Genomic DNA, 17,034 nt, shown 5'->3' on the forward strand with positions numbered 1-17,034 from the left:
ATCTTTAGAGCCAGCCGCTATCGTGGTTCGCTGGGGTAAATGTGCCGCCAACCATCTCGCAATGATTTTGGGTCATCGTGTCTTTACGCACACGGCAATCGCTTTGCCCTTGCTCGCAGATGCTGATGTTTTCGCAGGTTCCGCGTGAGAGATTGTGCGAGCCCGCACCACGTCCATCGATCACCCCACAAGCGCTTATGGTTAATGCAACCGCTGTCGTCAATACAATTTTATGAAACATGTTTTGCCTTTTTGAAGGTGCTAAAAAGATGCACACTATATAGCGCCAGACCAATCCAAATCAAAATAAAACTCACCAAACGGTGGATACCAAACGGTTCTGTAAATAAAAATACCGCGATAAGGAACTGGATGGTTGGCGTCACATATTGTGTCATACCCACTGTGGTCATCGATAACTGGCTCACGCCGTATAAAAATAGCAGCAAGGGCACCAAAGTGGTCAAGCCCGATAATAGCATACCAATGAGTAAACCCATATGACCATGATAATTAAAGCCTTGTCCGTCCGCATAGATTAACGCCCAGCCAAGTAGCGCCAGCGGCAATAAAATCAACAGTTCGGTGAATAAGCCAGTTACCGGTGCGATGCCGAATTTCTTACGCAGACCGCCATAAATTGCCCACGCCACACCAATACCAAATGATGCCCATGGCACAACCCCAAGCATCACGATTTGATAAATCACTCCGAGAAAAACCAGTGCTACCGCCATCCATTGCAAGCGCCCCATACGCTCACCAAACAGCCAAAAACCAAACAACACATTAAAAATCGGGGTAATAAAATAGCCTAAACTGGCTTCTATAGTTTGATTATTTTGGATCGCCCAAATATAAACATACCAATTACAGGCGAGAAACAATGAAGTCATGGCGCAGCGCACCAGCATCGTTGGACGCAATATTTCTACCCAGATCTTGCGTAGTCGACCTTGATAGATAAAGTAGCCAATTAAACACACCACAGAAGTCACAATCCGCGCATATAAGAACTCATCACTGCGTATGGCATCCATCGCACGAAAATAAATAGGGAACAGCCCCCAAACCAAAAAACAGCACCAAATGGCGGCGATTGCTGGCCAGCGGGTATTCATTTGTGCCCCGCTAAATTTAGTGGATCATTCGGATCAACACCATCCATAAATTGAATCGTCCGTTCGCGGTGAGTCAACTGATACACAAAGCCCAGCCAGTTAGCAAAAATCGCTTTCGCGGTATCGCGCCAGGTAATATCGATTTCCTCAGCCAATGCTTCAAGCGGAAAACTGCGCATATCGCTGTTTACATCATTGATAAAGCCATCGAGAATCTCTAATCCGCGTGGTGAGAAATAATTCAGCGGCGGTTGCGGCAGGTCCTCACGTTCGCCGTCAAAATACAGCTGTACATCGCGACAATATTCTTTCAGCAAGCTTTGCTCGTCATATTCGGGATGACCTTGTAAATAAATACGCTTAAACCCATCAGATGACGTAGATAAAGCAACACCGGCTGCCTCACTAGCCACCAACACAGGCACACTTTTACTCTCCAGCGCTGCTTGGCTGACATCATTACGCCGCGAATGCGGCATATCAAAGCGGGTATTAATATTCGAGAGTAAAGGATGCGTGCGATTTAATACCCGGTGGCTATACACCCCAAAGAGTTTTTCTGCCAGCGGTTCTCGCTTGAGGCCATAAAAATGTTCAAAGGCAGCATGCGATGCCAAGCATGAACAGAGCACTGAGGAAACATGCAGATCTGCCCACGCCAACACGTCTCGAGTGTGTGGCCAAAACGGCTCATCAGCAAAATCATCGTGCACCGGGTTTGTGCCGGTGACAATTAGCGCATCAAGCCCTTCCGCTTTAATCGTATCAAACGATTCATAGTTCTGATCAATATAGGCCTGCATCTCTTCACTACGCGGCACACCAGGGACAGTAAAGATATGCACATAAAACTGCGCAATGCGGTTACAGTTGCCAATGAGGCGTAAAAACTGTCGTTCAGTGGCTTTTAGCGCGCCATCAGGCATGATATTGAGCAAGCCAATATGGAGTTCGCGAATATCCTGATGCAAGGCGCGCTCAACGTCGAGCACTTCCTGCCCTTCAGCGCGAATTCGCGCCAAGGATTCCAAATCACGATGCGCTACTAAAGGCATGGCTCCTCCCTTGTTCGGCACAGGCGCGCGCTAACAGTTCGTCAAAATCCGCGCCATCGCGCACCAACCAAACCTCTCGCGCTTCCAGCTGCACGCCAGCACGCGCTAATAATTGGTTAAAGCGCTGTTGGCGGTGTTGCAGCATTTGTGGGGTGACAAAGCGCAAAAATGCATCCGCCTCAAAATCATTAGCCTCAGCCATGCCTGATTCGCTTTTAAAACCCTCAATCATCTGCTCTAAAAACTGTGGGTCGTAGCACATCGGCTTAGGATAAGCGATCGCGCGGTCTTTAAGCTCTTCACTTAAGCTATCATCGGCGTGAATATACACCGGCAGCGTTTGGCTACAGATAAAATCCATCAAAGGTTCATCATCAATATATTCCACCAAGCTGCCGCCGGCATCATTGATAAAGCCACAATAATCACCTTGCTCAGCGGCCTGGGCGCGCAAGGTCGCAAAATCGAGCATCGCTCGCTTTTCTGCTGCCGCAAAAAGTCTTTGTCGCGCGGTAAAGGTCGTATAATCATGGCCATCTTTGCCTAATTTACCGATAAACGCCGACAAAGCGCGCAAATTATCAGCAGTGATGTGCGCTTGCATCGTGAGCGCTTGCGCGTTAAAAAGTGAGGCGAGCAGCGGTTGCTGTCGCGCCACCTCTTCAAGCCAATGATTGATTTCATCGTATAAATACTGCGTGGCGATACGGTAATCACCAGAATAATGAAACCAACCACTATCGATAAGGGTATGACTTAGCGTGGTTTTACCCACTCCAGAAGTCCCAAGCAGTGTGATTGAGCGATGCACGTCAACCACCTTGCTGTGCAAGCTTGAGTGCTTCGGCGACGGCATCCACGTGCCCGGCCACTTTAACTTTTCGCCACGCGCGCACCACCTGGCCTTGTGAGTTGAGTAAAAAGGTCGAGCGCTCGATACCAAAACCTTTTTTGCCAAACAGCGTTTTTTCTTTGATGACGTCAAACGCGCGGCATAAGGTTTCATCGGGGTCGCTAATCAGCGCAAACGGAAAATCTTGTTTCGCTTTAAAGCGCTCGTGTGAGGCGATTGAATCGCGTGACACGCCAAAAACCTGTGCATCGAGCACCGTAAAATCGGGGTAACGGTCGCGAAAATCGCAACCTTGCGTGGTGCATCCCGGCGTGGCGTCTTTAGGATAAAAATACAGCACTGTCCACTGCCCGGATAAATCAGCCACGCTAAAGCTGCTTTCACCGGTACATGACCACTGTTTCCCTGCTAAAGCTTCGAGATTAACGTGTTCTGCCATAACTGAGTTCCTCAACGTTTTTTGCCATTGTGCCTTAAAGCGTTAGTTAAGCCAATACGCTTTGTCCGGCCACATACACGGCCAAACCAACTCCAATACTAAGCAACGGTTGTCGCGTGCGGTGTTCAACCAACACCACCAATAATAGTGCCAGCGCGCTGATCGAACCTTGCGCTGGCTGCGACCATTTAAGCGATAGCGCCGCATAGAGCGCTAAAATCACCATCATCCCCGGCGGCATGACTTGTCCGAGAAAGCGAAAGATACCGTCGTAGCGTTTAGCCACACGCATCAAGGCAAAGGGAAAGGCGCGCAAAACAAAGGTGAGCGATGCTGAGATAACAATACCGGCGAGTAAATACAGCGAAGATTCAGACATAACGCGCCCTCGGATGCCAGATCAGCAACACAAGAAAACCCACGATCGCCATACTCAACATTTGATCGTCAAATAAGGCAAAGGCGAAAATCATCGCCACTAACCCCATCAACATCGCCAAGCGTCGATTGTGGTGATAGAAATGCGCCTGCGCCAGTACGACAAACAGCGCGGACAAGGCAAAATCAAAGCCAATGACTGACGGCGGAATGAGCATCCCCAGCCCTAAGCCTAAAGCACTGCCGAGCACCCAATAAGACTGACACAACAGCTGAATGCGCAACAACAATGCCCCATCAGCGTCCTCACCCTGCTGCGCAACCAGAGAATACGCTTCATCGGTAAGCGAAAACATCGCGTAATATCGTGCCCAACGATAAGACAATAATGCCGCAACCGGATACGACAGGCCATAAAATACATGGCGCACATTCACCGCCAAAGTCACTAAAGCAATCTGCGCCAAGTCTGCACCAGCTGCAAAGAGACCAACCAATAAAAACTGCATCGCCCCGGCATAGAGCAACACACTGGCAAGCAGCCCATACGCCCAGGGTAAATCTGCCTTAACCCATAATACGGCGTAGGCCATACCAAGCGGCAAATACCCCATCATCACCGGCAGCGACAACACCAAGGCCTGCCGCCAAAGATTGTGTTTCATCTTTTCAGCCTAAAAAACAGGCAGTATAGCCAAAAGGCTCGTCAAGACACAGCCCACCATTGCTTAACGTTCATCAATAGTCTATTTATTGGTAATAATTTGCCGCAAAGCGCATGAGCATGCTTTAATAGAAACTTGCTTAACACGATATTAATCCATGCAGCATACTCGCCTACCATTGCGCGCCCACCTTTTCCAACTTGCTTTAGCAGCAATGGTGATTGTTTTTGTCGTGTGGATCGGTAGTAATGTGCAGGGCAATTTAAGCCGTATCGGGCAACACATCAGCTTTGATTTCCTCTCAGATCCAGCGAACTTTCCGGTCAGCCAATCACTCATTCGCTATGACAGCAGCGACTCTTATCTACGCGTATTTTGGGTGGGTCTACTTAACACCTTACTCATCTCCGCCTTATCGGTCATCACCGCCACGTTGATTGGCGTTGTGATTGGCATCATTCGTATCTCACCTAACTGGTTACTGCGCAAACTCGCCGCAGTCTTTGTTGAGGTTTTTCGCAACGTCCCTTTATTGCTACAGCTGTTTTTTTGGTATTTCGCCGTCCTCGCGGTCCTACCTTCACCACGCACGAGCGATTGGGTGTTAGGTTGTGATGCCGAAAACAGCTGTCTCGCCGCATTAACCAATCGAGGACTTGATCTCGCCAAACCACTATGGACGCAAACCACATTAATTGCCGTGCTTCTCGCGCTGGTCAGTGTCGGCGTGATGGTCATTTTATGGTGGCTAGCGAAACGCCACCAACAGCAAAGCGGCAAACGCTGGCGCCTATGGCCATGGTTTATCGTCCTGCTCGCCATTGCACCGCTATTTTGGTTTAGTCAAATGGGCGCTGATGATTACAGCCTGCCCCAGCTCAAGGGTTTTAACTATCGTGGTGGATTAACGATTCTGCCAGAGCTTGCTGCGCTCTGGTTAGCGCTCACTTTATACAGCGCCGCCTATGTCGCCGAATACGTGCGTGCTGGCATTCAAGCAGTGAGCAAGGGTCAATACGAAGCCGCTGCCGCGATTGGTCTGGGTAGTGGCTTAAGTATGCGTTTGGTGATTTTGCCCCAGGCGCTACGTGTGATCATTCCGCCACTAACCAATCAATACCTCAATATTGTCAAAAATTCTTCACTCGCAACCGCGATCGCCTATCCCGATTTAGTGTCGGTATTTACTGGCACCGCGCTTAACCAAACCGGTCGCTCGATTGAGATTATTGTCATGACGATGGCGGTCTATCTCACCATCAGCCTGATCATTGCCCTGTTGATGAATACCTATAATCGCCGTAAACAGTTGGTCAGCCGATGAACGAAGAGCACGTTGAGTATTTACCCAACCGCAAACCGCCAGCCATTGACCGCGGAATCATCGCCTGGTTGCGCCATAACCTATTCTCATCGTGGCTCAACACAGCCCTAACCCTGATTAGCCTCTACGCACTGTATCGCATCATGCCGCCATTGCTTGATTGGGTCTTATTTAGCGCCAATTTCCGCGGAGAAAGCCGCGAGGCTTGCGATAGCGGCGGCGCGTGTTGGGTCTTTATTGCCAATCGCTGGCAGCAGCTGATGTATGGCTTTTATCCAACAGATGCGCGTTGGCGAGTCAATGTGGTCTTTTTAGTGCTCTTACCGCTGGCTGTACTGGCGATTGTGCTGAGCAAGGGTAATAAACGCTTTTATGCAATCGTTGCGACGATGGTTTTGATGCCGATTGTTTCTTGGACGCTGCTCAAAGGCGGCACACTGGGCTTAAAAACCGTACCCACCTCGCTTTGGGGCGGCATGATGCTTACCTTAGTCGTCTCTTCAGCCGGGATTTTATTTTCCCTGCCGCTGGGGATTTTATTGGCGCTCGGCCGTCGTTCAAGGCTGCCAGTGATTCATTGGCTATGCACCGCGTTTATCGAACTCTGGCGAGGCGTGCCGCTGATTACGGTATTGTTTATGGCCTCGAGCATGTTGCCGCTGTTTTTGCCCGGCGGTTTATACGTTGATAATCTGGTGCGTGCGCTGATTGGCGTGGCGCTTTTTGCTTCAGCGTATATGGCGGAGGTGGTGCGCGGCGGTCTGGCGGCGATCGATCGTGGTCAGTACGAAGCGTCAGATAGTATTGGTCTCAGTTATGTGGCGAAAATGCGTTTAATCATCTTGCCGCAGGCGCTACGCACTGTCATCCCCGGCATCACCAACACCTACGTTGGCCTGCTCAAAGACACCACCTTAGTGTCGATTATTGGCTTGTATGATTTTCTTGGTATTGTCCATTCTGCCTCACAAGATCCAGAGTGGTTAGGCTATGGCATTGAAGGCTACGCCTTTACCGCACTGGTTTATTTCCTGATTTGTTATGGCATGAGCCAAACCAGCTACACCCTCGAACGCTATTTTTCACCGGAGCGCCGCAAGTGAACGACCCTATTATTCACATCGAACACCTCAATAAATGGTACGGCAACTTTCACGCTTTAAAAGACATCAACCTGAGCGTTGAAAAAGGTGAACGCCTGGTGATTTGTGGACCTTCTGGTTCGGGAAAATCGACGCTGATTCGCTGTATTAACTTACTCGAAGACTATCAAGAAGGCCGCATTCATGTGGCTGGTGAGTTGCTCAATAAATCAGCCAAACAAACGCGCAACTTACGCCGTAAAGTTGGTATGGTGTTCCAGCAATTTAATCTGTTTCCACACCTCAGCATCCTCGATAACCTCACCCTTGGCCCGATTTGGGTCAATAAACAACCTAAACGCGAGGCAGAGGCTAAAGCACGGCAAATTCTCGAACGCGTTGGTATTGGTGAACAGGCAGAAAAATACCCCGGACAACTTTCCGGCGGCCAGCAGCAACGGGTGGCGATTGCGCGTGCGCTGTGTATGGACTGCGATGTGTTGCTCTTTGATGAGCCTACCTCAGCGCTTGATCCAGAAATGATCAAAGAGGTGCTTGATGTGATGATTGAACTCGCCGAAGACAGCGACATCACCATGCTGTGTGTGACCCATGAAATGGGCTTTGCCCGCCAGGTAGCCGATCGGGTGATTTTTATGGATAAAGGCGAGATTATGGAAACCGCTCCACCAGAGCAGTTTTTCACCAATCCAGAGCACCCTCGCGCGCAAGCATTTTTAAGCCAGTTGATTCACCACGGCTAGGCGCGCTACCCTAAGCGTTGAACCTTGCACCATCAAAAGGAGTTAACCATGAGTCAGTTTATTCTCACCAGCCCGACCATCAAAGACGGCGATACGCTCCCGAATACCCATGTTTTTAACGATTGGGGCTATAGCGGCGATAATCAATCGCCAGAGCTTCATTGGCAAGGCGCACCGGAAGGTACAAAAAGTTTCGCTATTTCCTGCTATGATCCCGACGCACCGACCGGTTCAGGTTTTTGGCACTGGTATGTGATTAACCTACCTGCTGATTGCACCCATCTTAAAGCAGGCGCGGGTAACCCAGCGTCCCCGCAGCTACCAAGCGGTGCGCGGCAAATGAACAACGACATTGCGCAAAAAGCTTTTGTTGGCGCGTTTCCGCCACAAGGTGATAAGCCACACCGCTATATTTTTACCGTCTATGCGCTTGGTGTCGATCGACTCGAATTGCCAGAGAACGCAACGACCGCGTTTGCTGGATTTAATGTGCTCGGTAACACCCTCGCGCAGGCAAGCTTTACCGCTTACTACGGCCGTTAATTAATCGGTAAAACTCAGGGTGATGCTGCTTAGCGATTGGCGCGTTGGCGACGCATTTCTTTAGGATCAGCGATTAAGGGTCGATAAATCTCGACCCGATCACCATCGCGCAGCACCGTATCGGGCTCACACGGCTGGCTGAAAATCCCGTATTCTGCATCGGTCAAATCTAACCCCGGGAAAAAACGCACAATCCCTGAGCGCGACGCTGCCTGCTCCGCGGTGATCCCTTCATTGGCTATTATACGGATGATTTTTTGTCGCTTCGGTTCAGCATAAGCCACTTCCACTTGTAGCGTATCAGCCATAAATCACCTTGGCGCGCTTGGCAAAACACTCAACCATAGTGTTCGCCATATATTCCATCAACCCACCTAAAATCGGTGCTAACAGAAAAGGAACTTCAAATTCCATACGGTAATCCACCACACAGCCGCCATCACCACTCGGGGTAAAATTCCAGCGACCATTGAGCTTTTTAAAAGGCCCTTCGACCAGCTCAATGCTCATCCAGTCTGGATAGTGATAGCGGTTACGGGTAGTAAATGTTTTACTAAAGCCCCCTTTTTGCGCAGTGAGGGTACCGATAATTTCTTCATCATCGTATTTTTCAAGCTTCGCTGCGCTGCACCAAGGTAGAAATTCTGGGTATTTATCGACATCAGCGATTAAGTCAAACATTTGCGCTGCCGTATGTGGTAATTTTTTCGACTTGCGGATTTGTGGCACAATAGCGTCCTTTACTGACAGTGTCTTAACCAGGACATTGTAAAACCACAACCCAGACGACACAACATGAGTAAGAAAAAGCCAACGCACGACAACAACATTGTGACCAATAAAAAAGCGTTTCACGATTATTTTCTCGAGGAACACTTTGAGGCAGGTATTGCCTTAGAAGGCTGGGAAGTCAAAGCGTTACGTGCTGGGCGCATTCAGATCAAAGAAAGTCATATTTTAGTGAAAAATAGCGAAGTCTTTTTATTCGGCGCCTACATCAATCCGCTACCGGCAGCGTCTACGCATGTGCTCGCAGATCCTTCACGCACACGCAAACTGCTGTTGCATCGTCATGAAATCAGTAAGCTGATTGGTGCGGTGGAGCGCGAAGGCTATACGCTGGCGCCAGTAAATCTGTATTGGAAAAATGGCTATGTTAAGGTCAACATCGCCATTGCTAAAGGTAAAAAATCGTTTGATAAACGTGCGGTCAAAAAAGACCGCGACTGGCAGCGGCAAAAAGCCCGAGTGATGAAAGCGAATAATCAATAATAATCGTTCATCACACCCTAACCACTAATCGCTATATAGGAGGCACGATGAGTCATGAAATCATCCAGCTGATGGTCGAAGACCATGATAACTTTATTCATATCATCGCGGATCGAAACAGCGGTGAAGCAGCAGTTGTTGATCCGGCGTGGGATGCTGAAGGGATTGCCGAAGTACTCGGTGATGAAGGGCTTTCCTTAACCGCAATTTTAATCACCCATTCCCACCACGACCATGTGAATGCTGTTCATGAACTGCGCGCTGGTAATGATCAAGTAGCCGTCTTTATCAGCGAATTGGAATATCCTGCTTGGCCAGACTGTCCTGAAGACGCCATCTTGGTTAGCGATGGTGATGAAATTACCTTTGCTGGCACAACCATTGGTGTCATCAGCACCCCAGGACACACCGTTGGTGGATGCTGTTACCATATCGGTAATGATTTGATTACCGGCGATACCCTATTTATCTATGGCGCAGGCCGCGCAGATCTTAAAGGCAGCGATCCACATAAGCTATTTAATAGCTTGCAAAAGCTTAAAAAGCTGCCTGAAGAAACGCGCATTTGGGTCGGACACGACTACGGCAGCACCCAAACGGCCACCTTAGGCGAGCAATTTGCGCATAATCCGTTTATGATGATCGAGAACGAAGCGGATTTTGTGCGTTATCGTCTAGAGCTAGCCGCCAAAACGCGCAGCCAACCGTATCAACCCATAGAAAAAGAAGCGCTCGACGCTGTTTTGGAGGACGCATGAGTATCCATAAACAAGACAACGCCTTTGTCTACCAAAATGACGGTGGAGAAAACTTGGCCAAGATCACCTTCCGCCCGCAAGGCGATGGTGTGATTGTTGCCGATCATACCTTTGTTGATCCCAGCTTACGTGGCCAAGGCGTGGCAGGACAATTGCTTGACGCACTCGCTGACTATGCGCGCGAAGAGAATCTAAAAATACAGGCTCAATGCAGCTATGTGGTAAGCGCTTTTCAGCGTTACGACCGCTATGATGACGTCAAACATGGATAAACGTTGGGCCTGGTGGCTGTATTATATTGGCGCTGCACTGTGGAGTGCTTTATGTTTATACGGGCTTTTTGATATTGCGCTCAACGCTGAAGCCGCACAACGTTTTGCGCTTGAACGTGAGCAGCTGATTGCCGGATTTGCTTTAGTCGGCCTGCTTTCGTGGCTGCCGCTGCTTATCTACTACTTACGGCAAAAAAGCCCCAGACAATTAACCGTCCAACAAACCTTCGACCGCATGAATAAAGAGTTTCATAGCTGGATTGAAGAGGAAGAACGCAATCATCGCCACAACAAGCGCGATTAGCACTGCCTTAACAGCTTACCGTATTCAGGCAACAGCGCCGCCGCAAGGTTTAGCTGCCCAATCAGCACCCCATCGCCTTCTTCCGGTAACGCACCAAGCGCCGCGTCTAACCGCTCTTGCGCGGCACTGAGCTTTGTTGGTTCAGCGGCAAACTGATCAAGTACATCAGCTAACGCCTCACAAGCTTCTTGGTATGGTGCAAACGCTGCCGCCTCAATCGGTTCAATTTGCCCACGATACGCGCCTAAGGCAGAAAGATAACCCAATAACCGATAATGGCATTCAAGTAGATTGCGCGCATGAACGGCGCGATCGCCATAGCGTTCAGAATTATCGTGCATCTCGTTGCTTAATTGGGCCAGCGTTGCGGCATGCTCATGCACACGACGCCGCGCACTGCGATAGCACACATCATCATCGCTACCACGCTGAAATTGACCAATCACCACATGCACATAACGCCCTAAACTGTTTAACGCACGCTGGGCAATATCCGATAAGTGTTGAAATTTCCAATCCGGCCACCAATACACCACGCACAACCACGCCATCGCCGCACCGAGCAACGTGTCAAAAATACGCGCAACAATCGTGCCGGATACATCAATACCGATTAACGAAAACCCGACCAATACTTGCAGGGTAATAAAGAGTGTCGAAAAGCTGTAATTACGTGCGCGAAAATAAAAGAACAACACATTGGCAACCACCATAATCATCAACATCGTGTTCACAGACGGCGAAATCAGCGGCACTAATGCACCAATAAATACACCAAACAATGTGCCGATAATCCGTTGTGCCATCCGTTTTTGCGTCGCACTATAATTAGGCTGCAGCACAAACAATGCGGTTAAAAAGATCCAATAGCCAAGATGGAGGTCAAACAAATGCACAATCACCGAACTGACAAACGCCAAAACGGCCACGCGCACCGCATGACGAAACACCCCGGAGCCACGATTTAACTGATCACGCACACGTCGCCAAGCAACCTGCCAGGTAAGCGCATCTTGTGAGGCAATGCGTTGGTCAAGCACATGACGCGTACTCTGCGCCATTGGTTTGCTTAGGCGTGCTAATTGTCGATTAACCTCTTCTAAATTAGCCAGCAATCGTGGCAGTGCTGTTTGCCAACGGGCCTTGACCTCATGGCGTTTACACGCGGTTTTTACCCCGTCCATCGCACGACGTAACTTTTCTGGATAGCTTGGCAGGCGTTCATCATCGAGCGCTTGTGCGACACCGGCAAACACTTGCCCCTGCAAACGCACCAGCCGCTCAAGGCGAAATAACACCTCGCTATCGGCTAAATCAGCGGCAAATGCGGCGTAATCAACGTGTGCCGAGGTGAGACGCTCGTGAATATCTTGTGCGACAAAATAATCGCGTAATTGGCGTTGGGTGCGTACCGTTGCCGACTGCCCTGCTGCGCGATAAAACAACGCATCACGGCATTGATTAAACGCTTCGGTAAGTTCATGATTTTTATCAGCCAGCGTTAATTGCACTTGCCCCACGCTATCGATTTCATCCGCTTCAAATAATTGCGCTTTGAGTTGTCCATAGCTCGCTAATGACCGATAAGCTTGCGCTAGGCGATGTTGCACTGGACGACTCGGTGAAACGATATGTAAGAGCAGCGTCATTAACTGATGTAACAATGCACCACAGCAAATCATTAGTGGATTGAGATACCAGCTCAGCCCGAGATGCGCGGTTAATAGCGTATAAAGTGAGACAACCAATGTGCCAAAGGCCAAGGTACGAAAGCGGGTATCAACCGCGGCAAACATCGTCAGGCCAAACGATAATCCGGTCAGCAGCAGCGTTGAGATGATGGGACGGTCAATCGAGAGTTGCATCAATAAAGACGCACAGGCAAAGCCAATCAGCATATAGCCGGCGTTAATCACCCGCCCTTTGACGCGATGATCCATCTCCACCATACCACCGGCAATAATCCCTAAAAACAAGGGGACACTGTAGCTCGGACGATCCGTTGCCGCGATCACCACCCCCGCGGTGATAAAGCTAAACGCTGGTGGTAACACAACCAACCACGTTCTCGACAATCGCCAGCGCGCGCGTTTTTTTGGTCGTAATCGGGCGGAAAAATCAAACATGCGTTTTATCGCTAAAAATCAGAATGTAGCAGTTTTAGAGCAGCGCGTCACGCTCTTTGTGATCAACCCAACAAAAACGCCCGCGAAAATCTTCGCAGGCGTAAGGATTCGAGAGCATAACCGCATGGGCCGCTTAACCGTTTGCCCTTGAACCGAAAGGTTCAAGTGGGCGTCTCAGTCAGCCTTTGGGCTTTTCACTCAAGGTGAACTTGCTCGCCCGGCTGCGTCTGACTCCCAGGCACTAAGTAATTAGGGTCAAGGGGTCTTTAGGAAACGCAAACCCAGCAGTTATGCTGTACGTTGACTATACGCTACCTGCGCAATCTTGTAAAGCGGCTTTATAATAACGCCACACACATCAAAATACTTCGCGTAATAGTGATTGACACGTAACACTAACCAGTGGAATAACCTGATGTCCGAGAGTTATTACCCAGTTCTTTAAGCTACGATAGCAATCTCTCTAAACCTTAAAAAATCGCATTCATCATTAAAAAGGCAATACTAGCGATTGCGGCAGCGGCAGGCAAGGTAATCACCCACGCCAAGGCAATAGGTTTCATTAAATTCCAATTGGCATTACGGTTAACTAAACCAATACCAAGCACAGCGCCTACTAAAATATGCGTACTCGACACAGGCAACCCCATAATGGATGCCAGCATGACTACCGAAGCAGCCGAAAGCTCCGCAGAAAAACCTGATGCGGGGTGCATTTTTGCCAAATTTGTACCTACAGTCGCAATGACTTCTTTTCCAATAAACCATAACCCGGCAACCAACGCGATACCAAAGGTAACCATTGCCACAGTAGGCACTGGTGCCTGAGTAGAAATATTATTGGTTTTCAATACATCAAGAATGGCGGCAAAAGGACCGATGGCATTAGCGATATCATTTGAGCCATGACTAAATGCGAAACCTGCAGCAGTAAATACCTGCATCCAACTAAATAACAAGAAAGTCGCTTTAGCAAGATTCTTGCTTTGCAAAGTTTTCGCATAAATAAAGGTTGCCATCCATACCGCCGCCCCCACCATCGCCATAATCAGATAGTTATTTAGCGAGGTAAGCCCAAGATCAAGATGTTTTAAGCCTTTAAACAGTAACATCGCCGAAATAATCATCGCACCAAATGATGCCAACATAGGCACCCATTGTTGCAACGCACGATGCGCATGTACATCAGATTTTTCTTGCTCAATGGTATGCAGTTCTCGGTAATAATCGGATTCTAAATCTTCTGGGTCGTAGTCGCTGTCAGAGTATGTGCGTGCATCACGTGCCATCTCGCTGGTATAGGCGATTTGCTGTAGCTCAGATAAGCGTTCAAAAGCTTTTTTATGTGATTTTTTTAACGCTTTTTTCTTTTTCTTGATGTCTTTGAGTTTGACATCTGCTGCATCGTTAAAATTAAGAATATGTTTTTTAATTTGTCCAAAAAGCACGTATGACATTGTGCCACCAAGTACGGGTGAAAGCACCCAAGACACAGCAATCGCACCGATCTTATTCCATTGCACCAAGTCCGCCGCACTAGCGCCAGATAACATAAAACCCAAGGTAATAGATGCACCAACAATCCCACCAATAATTGAATGCGTGGTGGAAACTGGCCAGCCTTTCCTCGTAGCAAAGAGTAACCAAAACGCTGCCGCAACTAATGCTGAAGTCATGATGAAAACAAATTGCAAAGGTTCCATTGTGACAGAAGATAAATCGACAATCCCTTTGCGGATGGTGTCAGTGACTTCCCCACCAGCAATTACCGCACCGCTCACTTCAAATACTGCGGCTACAGCGAGTGCCTGAGTGATGGTCAGCGTACCCGCCCCCACACTGGTACCAAAAGAATTAGCAACGTCATTACCACCAATGTTAAACGCCATAAAAATGCCGAATAAACTGGCGAAGATAAAAATTAATACCTGGTGGTACTCGGTATAATTTAGCCCCCACCACATAAAGTAGGATGTAATACCGATTAACAAAATCGCAAAAAATAGACTTAAACGAGAAATACCAGTAAATCCTTGCAGTTGTAGCGTCTGATTCATAGTTTGTCCTTAGTGTTAAGTAACAAAACGAACCATAACGATAGAATATGACCAAATTATTACATCAATGTAAAATACCAGTCGCACCAAAATAACTTCTATGAATTAAACGCATAACGTTATGAGAAAAAACACCGCATGGGTGGTTGACGTTTGCCTGAGCCTCGCGCACAATAGTCCCACGCGCTGATTTGTTCCCGGATTGCTGGCGCGACTGAAGAAATCGAGCTAAAAGGGATCGCTTAACTGACTCACGTCATTCTCTTCAGTCCCCGGCTTTTCGCCAATCAGCATCAACACAACTTAGATTTTTGACCGCGTGGTCAAAAAGACGATGATTTTGGGACAATGATTAAATTATCCAACATTAGTAAAACCTACACCCACGCAGGACAAACCATCCATGCGTTAGACGGCGTCAACCTTGAGGTTGAGCGTGGGCAGATTTATGGCGTGGTCGGACAAAGCGGCGCTGGCAAAAGCACCCTCATTCGCTGCGTGAATCTTTTAGAGCGCCCAAGCGCCGGCACAGTGACCGTTGATGGCAAAGAGCTCACCGCGCTCACCCCACAACAACTGCTTAAAGCGCGCCACGAAATGGGCATGATTTTCCAGCACTTCAACTTGCTTTCGAGCCGTACGGTTTATGACAACATCGCCCTGCCGCTTGAGCTCATTGGCGAAAGTAAACGAACAATCAACGAAAAAGTACGCCCGCTTTTAGCGCTTACCGGCTTAGAAGATAAGGTGCGCCATTACCCATCACAACTCTCTGGTGGACAAAAGCAACGCGTGGCGATTGCCCGCGCGCTCGCCAGCGATCCGAAGGTTTTGCTTTCTGATGAAGCGACCTCGGCGCTCGATCCAAAAACGACTGAATCGATTCTAGAGCTATTGCGTGATATCAACGAGCAATTAGGGCTAACGATTTTGATGATTACCCATGAAATGGAAGTGGTGAAAAAAATCTGTCACCGTGTCGCGCTGATTGAAGACGGAAAACTCGTTGAGACCAATCATGTGGAAGCCTTTTTCTCGCAGCCACAATCAGAATTAGGGCGTAAATTTATCGCACAAATCCAACAATTCGACTTGCCGCCGAATATCGCGAGTAAATTGCGCGAACAAGGCAGCCACCCGGTGGTCAAGCTGGCGTTTCATGGCGATAACGTCGATACCCCACTGCTCTCTCACCTCACCCGCACTTTTGATATTGATGTGAATATCATTCAAGCAAAGGTTGAGCACATCCGCAGCAGTAATCTTGGCTTGCTGATTGCCGAACTTGAAGGCAGCAACGAACAAAATCAGGCAGCGCTTGAGTATTTGCGCGCTCAACCGATTGAACTGGAGGTACTCGGTTATGTCGAGCCAACTCATTAATCTCTTACTCACCGCCACTTGGGATACGATCTATATGGTCGGGGTCAGCGGCCTGTTGAGCGCTGTATTTGGCATCCCGCTTGGGGTGATTTTATACATCACCCGTAAAGGCAAGTTCTACGCCAACCCGTGGATTAACTGGCCATTGGGGATTGTAGTTAATATTGGGCGCTCGATTCCATTTATCATTTTGATTCTCTACATTATCCCATTCACCAAACTCTTAGTCGGTACGTTTATCGGCAATACCGCAGCAATTGTACCGCTCACCATCAGCGCGATTCCTTTTGTCGCGCGTATGGTTGAAGGCGTGTTGGTGGAAGTGCCGGGTGGTTTGGTTGAAGCCGCGCAATCGATGGGCGCTACCCCGCTACAAATCATCCGTAAAGTGTTACTCGCTGAAGCCACCCCGGGGATTATCAACGCGATGACGATTACCTTAATCGCGCTGATTGGTTATTCGGCGATGGCTGGTGCCGTTGGCGCTGGCGGGCTGGGTAAGGTGGCCATTTCTTACGGCTACCAGCGCTATAACATCGAAATCATGAATTACACTGTCATCATCTTGGTGCTGATGGTGCAAGGTGTGCAAAGCCTCGGCGATTATCTCGCCAAACGCTTTGATCATCGTTAATACT

21 protein-coding genes and 1 other RNA gene are annotated in these 17,034 nt (G+C 48.8%); 10 read left to right on the forward strand and 12 right to left on the reverse strand.

Annotated elements, in window-relative coordinates:
• Positions 1-4 precede the first annotated feature (4 nt).
• Genes L0B52_RS02595 through L0B52_RS02625 form a run of 7 tightly spaced genes read right to left on the reverse strand, consistent with a single transcriptional unit; the run spans position 5 to position 4,511 of the window.
• Positions 5-241 carry a hypothetical protein gene (locus tag L0B52_RS02595; protein ID WP_235064983.1) on the reverse strand — a complete coding sequence of 79 codons (237 nt, stop codon included), beginning with the start codon at positions 239-241 and terminating at the stop codon, positions 5-7.
• On the reverse strand, positions 231-1,121 hold the full coding sequence (gene rarD / locus L0B52_RS02600) for an EamA family transporter RarD (RefSeq protein WP_235064984.1): 891 nt from the start codon (positions 1,119-1,121) through the stop codon (positions 231-233). Before rarD ends, L0B52_RS02595 begins: the two co-directional genes overlap by 11 nt.
• Positions 1,118-2,176, reverse strand: coding sequence for a homoserine O-succinyltransferase (locus L0B52_RS02605; RefSeq protein WP_235064985.1), 1,059 nt, complete (start codon positions 2,174-2,176; stop codon positions 1,118-1,120). Before L0B52_RS02605 ends, rarD begins: the two co-directional genes overlap by 4 nt.
• Positions 2,154-3,032, reverse strand: coding sequence for a hypothetical protein (locus L0B52_RS02610; RefSeq protein ID WP_235064986.1), 879 nt, complete (start codon positions 3,030-3,032; stop codon positions 2,154-2,156). The genes L0B52_RS02605 and L0B52_RS02610 overlap by 23 nt, the downstream gene beginning before the upstream one ends.
• Positions 2,989-3,468 (reverse strand): peroxiredoxin, encoded by a 480-nt coding sequence (locus L0B52_RS02615; protein ID WP_235064987.1) that lies wholly within the window; start codon positions 3,466-3,468, stop codon positions 2,989-2,991. The genes L0B52_RS02610 and L0B52_RS02615 overlap by 44 nt, the downstream gene beginning before the upstream one ends.
• 46 nt (positions 3,469-3,514) lie before the next feature.
• A complete protein-coding gene (locus L0B52_RS02620) occupies positions 3,515-3,847 on the reverse strand; it encodes an AzlD domain-containing protein (protein WP_235064988.1) in 333 nt (110 codons plus the stop codon).
• Positions 3,840-4,511 (reverse strand): AzlC family ABC transporter permease, encoded by a 672-nt coding sequence (locus L0B52_RS02625; RefSeq protein WP_235064989.1) that lies wholly within the window; start codon positions 4,509-4,511, stop codon positions 3,840-3,842. Before L0B52_RS02625 ends, L0B52_RS02620 begins: the two co-directional genes overlap by 8 nt.
• Positions 4,512-4,668: 157 nt before the next feature.
• On the opposite strand from L0B52_RS02625, the gene L0B52_RS02630 reads away from it, so the two are divergent.
• Genes L0B52_RS02630 through L0B52_RS02645 form a run of 4 tightly spaced genes read left to right on the forward strand, consistent with a single transcriptional unit; the run spans position 4,669 to position 8,224 of the window.
• Positions 4,669-5,835: an amino acid ABC transporter permease gene (locus tag L0B52_RS02630; protein WP_235064990.1), complete on the forward strand. Its 1,167-nt coding sequence runs from the start codon at positions 4,669-4,671 to the stop codon at positions 5,833-5,835.
• Positions 5,832-6,938 (forward strand): amino acid ABC transporter permease, encoded by a 1,107-nt coding sequence (locus L0B52_RS02635; RefSeq protein WP_235064991.1) that lies wholly within the window; start codon positions 5,832-5,834, stop codon positions 6,936-6,938. Before L0B52_RS02630 ends, L0B52_RS02635 begins: the two co-directional genes overlap by 4 nt.
• On the forward strand, positions 6,935-7,681 hold the full coding sequence (locus L0B52_RS02640; protein WP_409202298.1) for an amino acid ABC transporter ATP-binding protein: 747 nt from the start codon (positions 6,935-6,937) through the stop codon (positions 7,679-7,681). Before L0B52_RS02635 ends, L0B52_RS02640 begins: the two co-directional genes overlap by 4 nt.
• Before the next feature lie 48 nt (positions 7,682-7,729).
• Entirely contained in the window at positions 7,730-8,224 is a 495-nt protein-coding gene (locus L0B52_RS02645) for a YbhB/YbcL family Raf kinase inhibitor-like protein (RefSeq protein ID WP_235064992.1), read from the forward strand.
• A gap of 29 nt (positions 8,225-8,253) precedes the next feature.
• Here the strand turns inward: L0B52_RS02645 and L0B52_RS02650 are convergent, their stop codons facing one another.
• Both L0B52_RS02650 and L0B52_RS02655 read right to left on the reverse strand, forming a co-directional pair.
• Entirely contained in the window at positions 8,254-8,532 is a 279-nt protein-coding gene (locus tag L0B52_RS02650) for an RnfH family protein (RefSeq protein WP_235064993.1), read from the reverse strand.
• Positions 8,525-8,953, reverse strand: coding sequence for a type II toxin-antitoxin system RatA family toxin (locus L0B52_RS02655; RefSeq protein ID WP_235064994.1), 429 nt, complete (start codon positions 8,951-8,953; stop codon positions 8,525-8,527). The genes L0B52_RS02650 and L0B52_RS02655 overlap by 8 nt, the downstream gene beginning before the upstream one ends.
• Before the next feature lie 66 nt (positions 8,954-9,019).
• Here L0B52_RS02655 and smpB point away from each other — a divergent pair, with 66 nt between their 5' ends.
• From smpB to L0B52_RS02675, 4 genes are read left to right on the forward strand one after another with little or no spacing between them, the layout of a single operon-like run.
• The gene (smpB, locus tag L0B52_RS02660) at positions 9,020-9,496 is read left to right on the forward strand and encodes an SsrA-binding protein SmpB (protein ID WP_235064995.1); all 477 of its coding nucleotides are present in this window, start codon (positions 9,020-9,022) and stop codon (positions 9,494-9,496) included.
• Between the two features lie 47 nt (positions 9,497-9,543).
• Positions 9,544-10,254 (forward strand): MBL fold metallo-hydrolase, encoded by a 711-nt coding sequence (locus L0B52_RS02665; protein WP_235064996.1) that lies wholly within the window; start codon positions 9,544-9,546, stop codon positions 10,252-10,254.
• On the forward strand, positions 10,251-10,526 hold the full coding sequence (locus L0B52_RS02670; RefSeq protein ID WP_235064997.1) for a GNAT family N-acetyltransferase: 276 nt from the start codon (positions 10,251-10,253) through the stop codon (positions 10,524-10,526). The genes L0B52_RS02665 and L0B52_RS02670 overlap by 4 nt, the downstream gene beginning before the upstream one ends.
• Positions 10,519-10,830, forward strand: coding sequence for a hypothetical protein (locus tag L0B52_RS02675; RefSeq protein WP_235064998.1), 312 nt, complete (start codon positions 10,519-10,521; stop codon positions 10,828-10,830). Before L0B52_RS02670 ends, L0B52_RS02675 begins: the two co-directional genes overlap by 8 nt.
• On the opposite strand, the gene yccS is transcribed toward L0B52_RS02675, so the two are convergent.
• The 3 genes from yccS to L0B52_RS02690 form a co-directional block, all read right to left on the reverse strand.
• Complete coding sequence (gene yccS, locus L0B52_RS02680) at positions 10,827-12,956, reverse strand: YccS family putative transporter (protein WP_235064999.1); 2,130 nt, start codon at positions 12,954-12,956, stop codon at positions 10,827-10,829. The two genes, L0B52_RS02675 and yccS, sit on opposite strands and share 4 nt — an antisense overlap.
• Positions 12,957-13,069: 113 nt before the next feature.
• A non-coding RNA gene (gene ssrS, locus L0B52_RS02685) (6S RNA) lies at positions 13,070-13,250 on the reverse strand.
• 176 nt (positions 13,251-13,426) lie between these two features.
• Entirely contained in the window at positions 13,427-15,013 is a 1,587-nt protein-coding gene (locus L0B52_RS02690; RefSeq protein ID WP_235065000.1) for an inorganic phosphate transporter, read from the reverse strand.
• A gap of 348 nt (positions 15,014-15,361) precedes the next feature.
• On the opposite strand from L0B52_RS02690, the gene L0B52_RS02695 reads away from it, so the two are divergent.
• Entirely contained in the window at positions 15,362-16,396 is a 1,035-nt protein-coding gene (locus L0B52_RS02695) for a methionine ABC transporter ATP-binding protein (RefSeq protein WP_235065001.1), read from the forward strand.
• Entirely contained in the window at positions 16,377-17,030 is a 654-nt protein-coding gene (locus L0B52_RS02700) for a methionine ABC transporter permease (protein ID WP_235065002.1), read from the forward strand. The genes L0B52_RS02695 and L0B52_RS02700 overlap by 20 nt, the downstream gene beginning before the upstream one ends.
• Positions 17,031-17,034 lie beyond the last annotated feature (4 nt).

The organism is Suttonella sp. R2A3 (assembly GCF_021513215.1).
In the GTDB taxonomy this organism is placed as follows: domain Bacteria; phylum Pseudomonadota; class Gammaproteobacteria; order Cardiobacteriales; family Cardiobacteriaceae; genus JAHUUI01.

What these genes read in the sequence shown, in the direction of transcription:
- L0B52_RS02670 (WP_235064997.1), top strand. Translation starts at nt 10,251, where the DNA reads ATGAGTATCCATAAACAAGACAACGCCTTTGTCTACCAAAATGACGGT.
- L0B52_RS02630 (WP_235064990.1), top strand. Translation starts at nt 4,669, where the DNA reads ATGCAGCATACTCGCCTACCATTGCGCGCCCACCTTTTCCAACTTGCT.
- L0B52_RS02675 (WP_235064998.1), top strand. Translation starts at nt 10,519, where the DNA reads ATGGATAAACGTTGGGCCTGGTGGCTGTATTATATTGGCGCTGCACTG.
- L0B52_RS02650 (WP_235064993.1), bottom strand. Translation starts at nt 8,532, where the DNA reads ATGGCTGATACGCTACAAGTGGAAGTGGCTTATGCTGAACCGAAGCGA.
- L0B52_RS02695 (WP_235065001.1), top strand. Translation starts at nt 15,362, where the DNA reads ATGATTAAATTATCCAACATTAGTAAAACCTACACCCACGCAGGACAA.
- L0B52_RS02605 (WP_235064985.1), bottom strand. Translation starts at nt 2,176, where the DNA reads ATGCCTTTAGTAGCGCATCGTGATTTGGAATCCTTGGCGCGAATTCGC.
- L0B52_RS02625 (WP_235064989.1), bottom strand. Translation starts at nt 4,511, where the DNA reads ATGAAACACAATCTTTGGCGGCAGGCCTTGGTGTTGTCGCTGCCGGTG.
- L0B52_RS02665 (WP_235064996.1), top strand. Translation starts at nt 9,544, where the DNA reads ATGAGTCATGAAATCATCCAGCTGATGGTCGAAGACCATGATAACTTT.
- L0B52_RS02610 (WP_235064986.1), bottom strand. Translation starts at nt 3,032, where the DNA reads ATGCCGTCGCCGAAGCACTCAAGCTTGCACAGCAAGGTGGTTGACGTG.
- L0B52_RS02645 (WP_235064992.1), top strand. Translation starts at nt 7,730, where the DNA reads ATGAGTCAGTTTATTCTCACCAGCCCGACCATCAAAGACGGCGATACG.
- L0B52_RS02615 (WP_235064987.1), bottom strand. Translation starts at nt 3,468, where the DNA reads ATGGCAGAACACGTTAATCTCGAAGCTTTAGCAGGGAAACAGTGGTCA.
- L0B52_RS02595 (WP_235064983.1), bottom strand. Translation starts at nt 241, where the DNA reads ATGTTTCATAAAATTGTATTGACGACAGCGGTTGCATTAACCATAAGC.
- L0B52_RS02635 (WP_235064991.1), top strand. Translation starts at nt 5,832, where the DNA reads ATGAACGAAGAGCACGTTGAGTATTTACCCAACCGCAAACCGCCAGCC.
- L0B52_RS02700 (WP_235065002.1), top strand. Translation starts at nt 16,377, where the DNA reads ATGTCGAGCCAACTCATTAATCTCTTACTCACCGCCACTTGGGATACG.
- L0B52_RS02690 (WP_235065000.1), bottom strand. Translation starts at nt 15,013, where the DNA reads ATGAATCAGACGCTACAACTGCAAGGATTTACTGGTATTTCTCGTTTA.
- rarD (WP_235064984.1), bottom strand. Translation starts at nt 1,121, where the DNA reads ATGAATACCCGCTGGCCAGCAATCGCCGCCATTTGGTGCTGTTTTTTG.
- L0B52_RS02620 (WP_235064988.1), bottom strand. Translation starts at nt 3,847, where the DNA reads ATGTCTGAATCTTCGCTGTATTTACTCGCCGGTATTGTTATCTCAGCA.
- yccS (WP_235064999.1), bottom strand. Translation starts at nt 12,956, where the DNA reads ATGTTTGATTTTTCCGCCCGATTACGACCAAAAAAACGCGCGCGCTGG.
- smpB (WP_235064995.1), top strand. Translation starts at nt 9,020, where the DNA reads ATGAGTAAGAAAAAGCCAACGCACGACAACAACATTGTGACCAATAAA.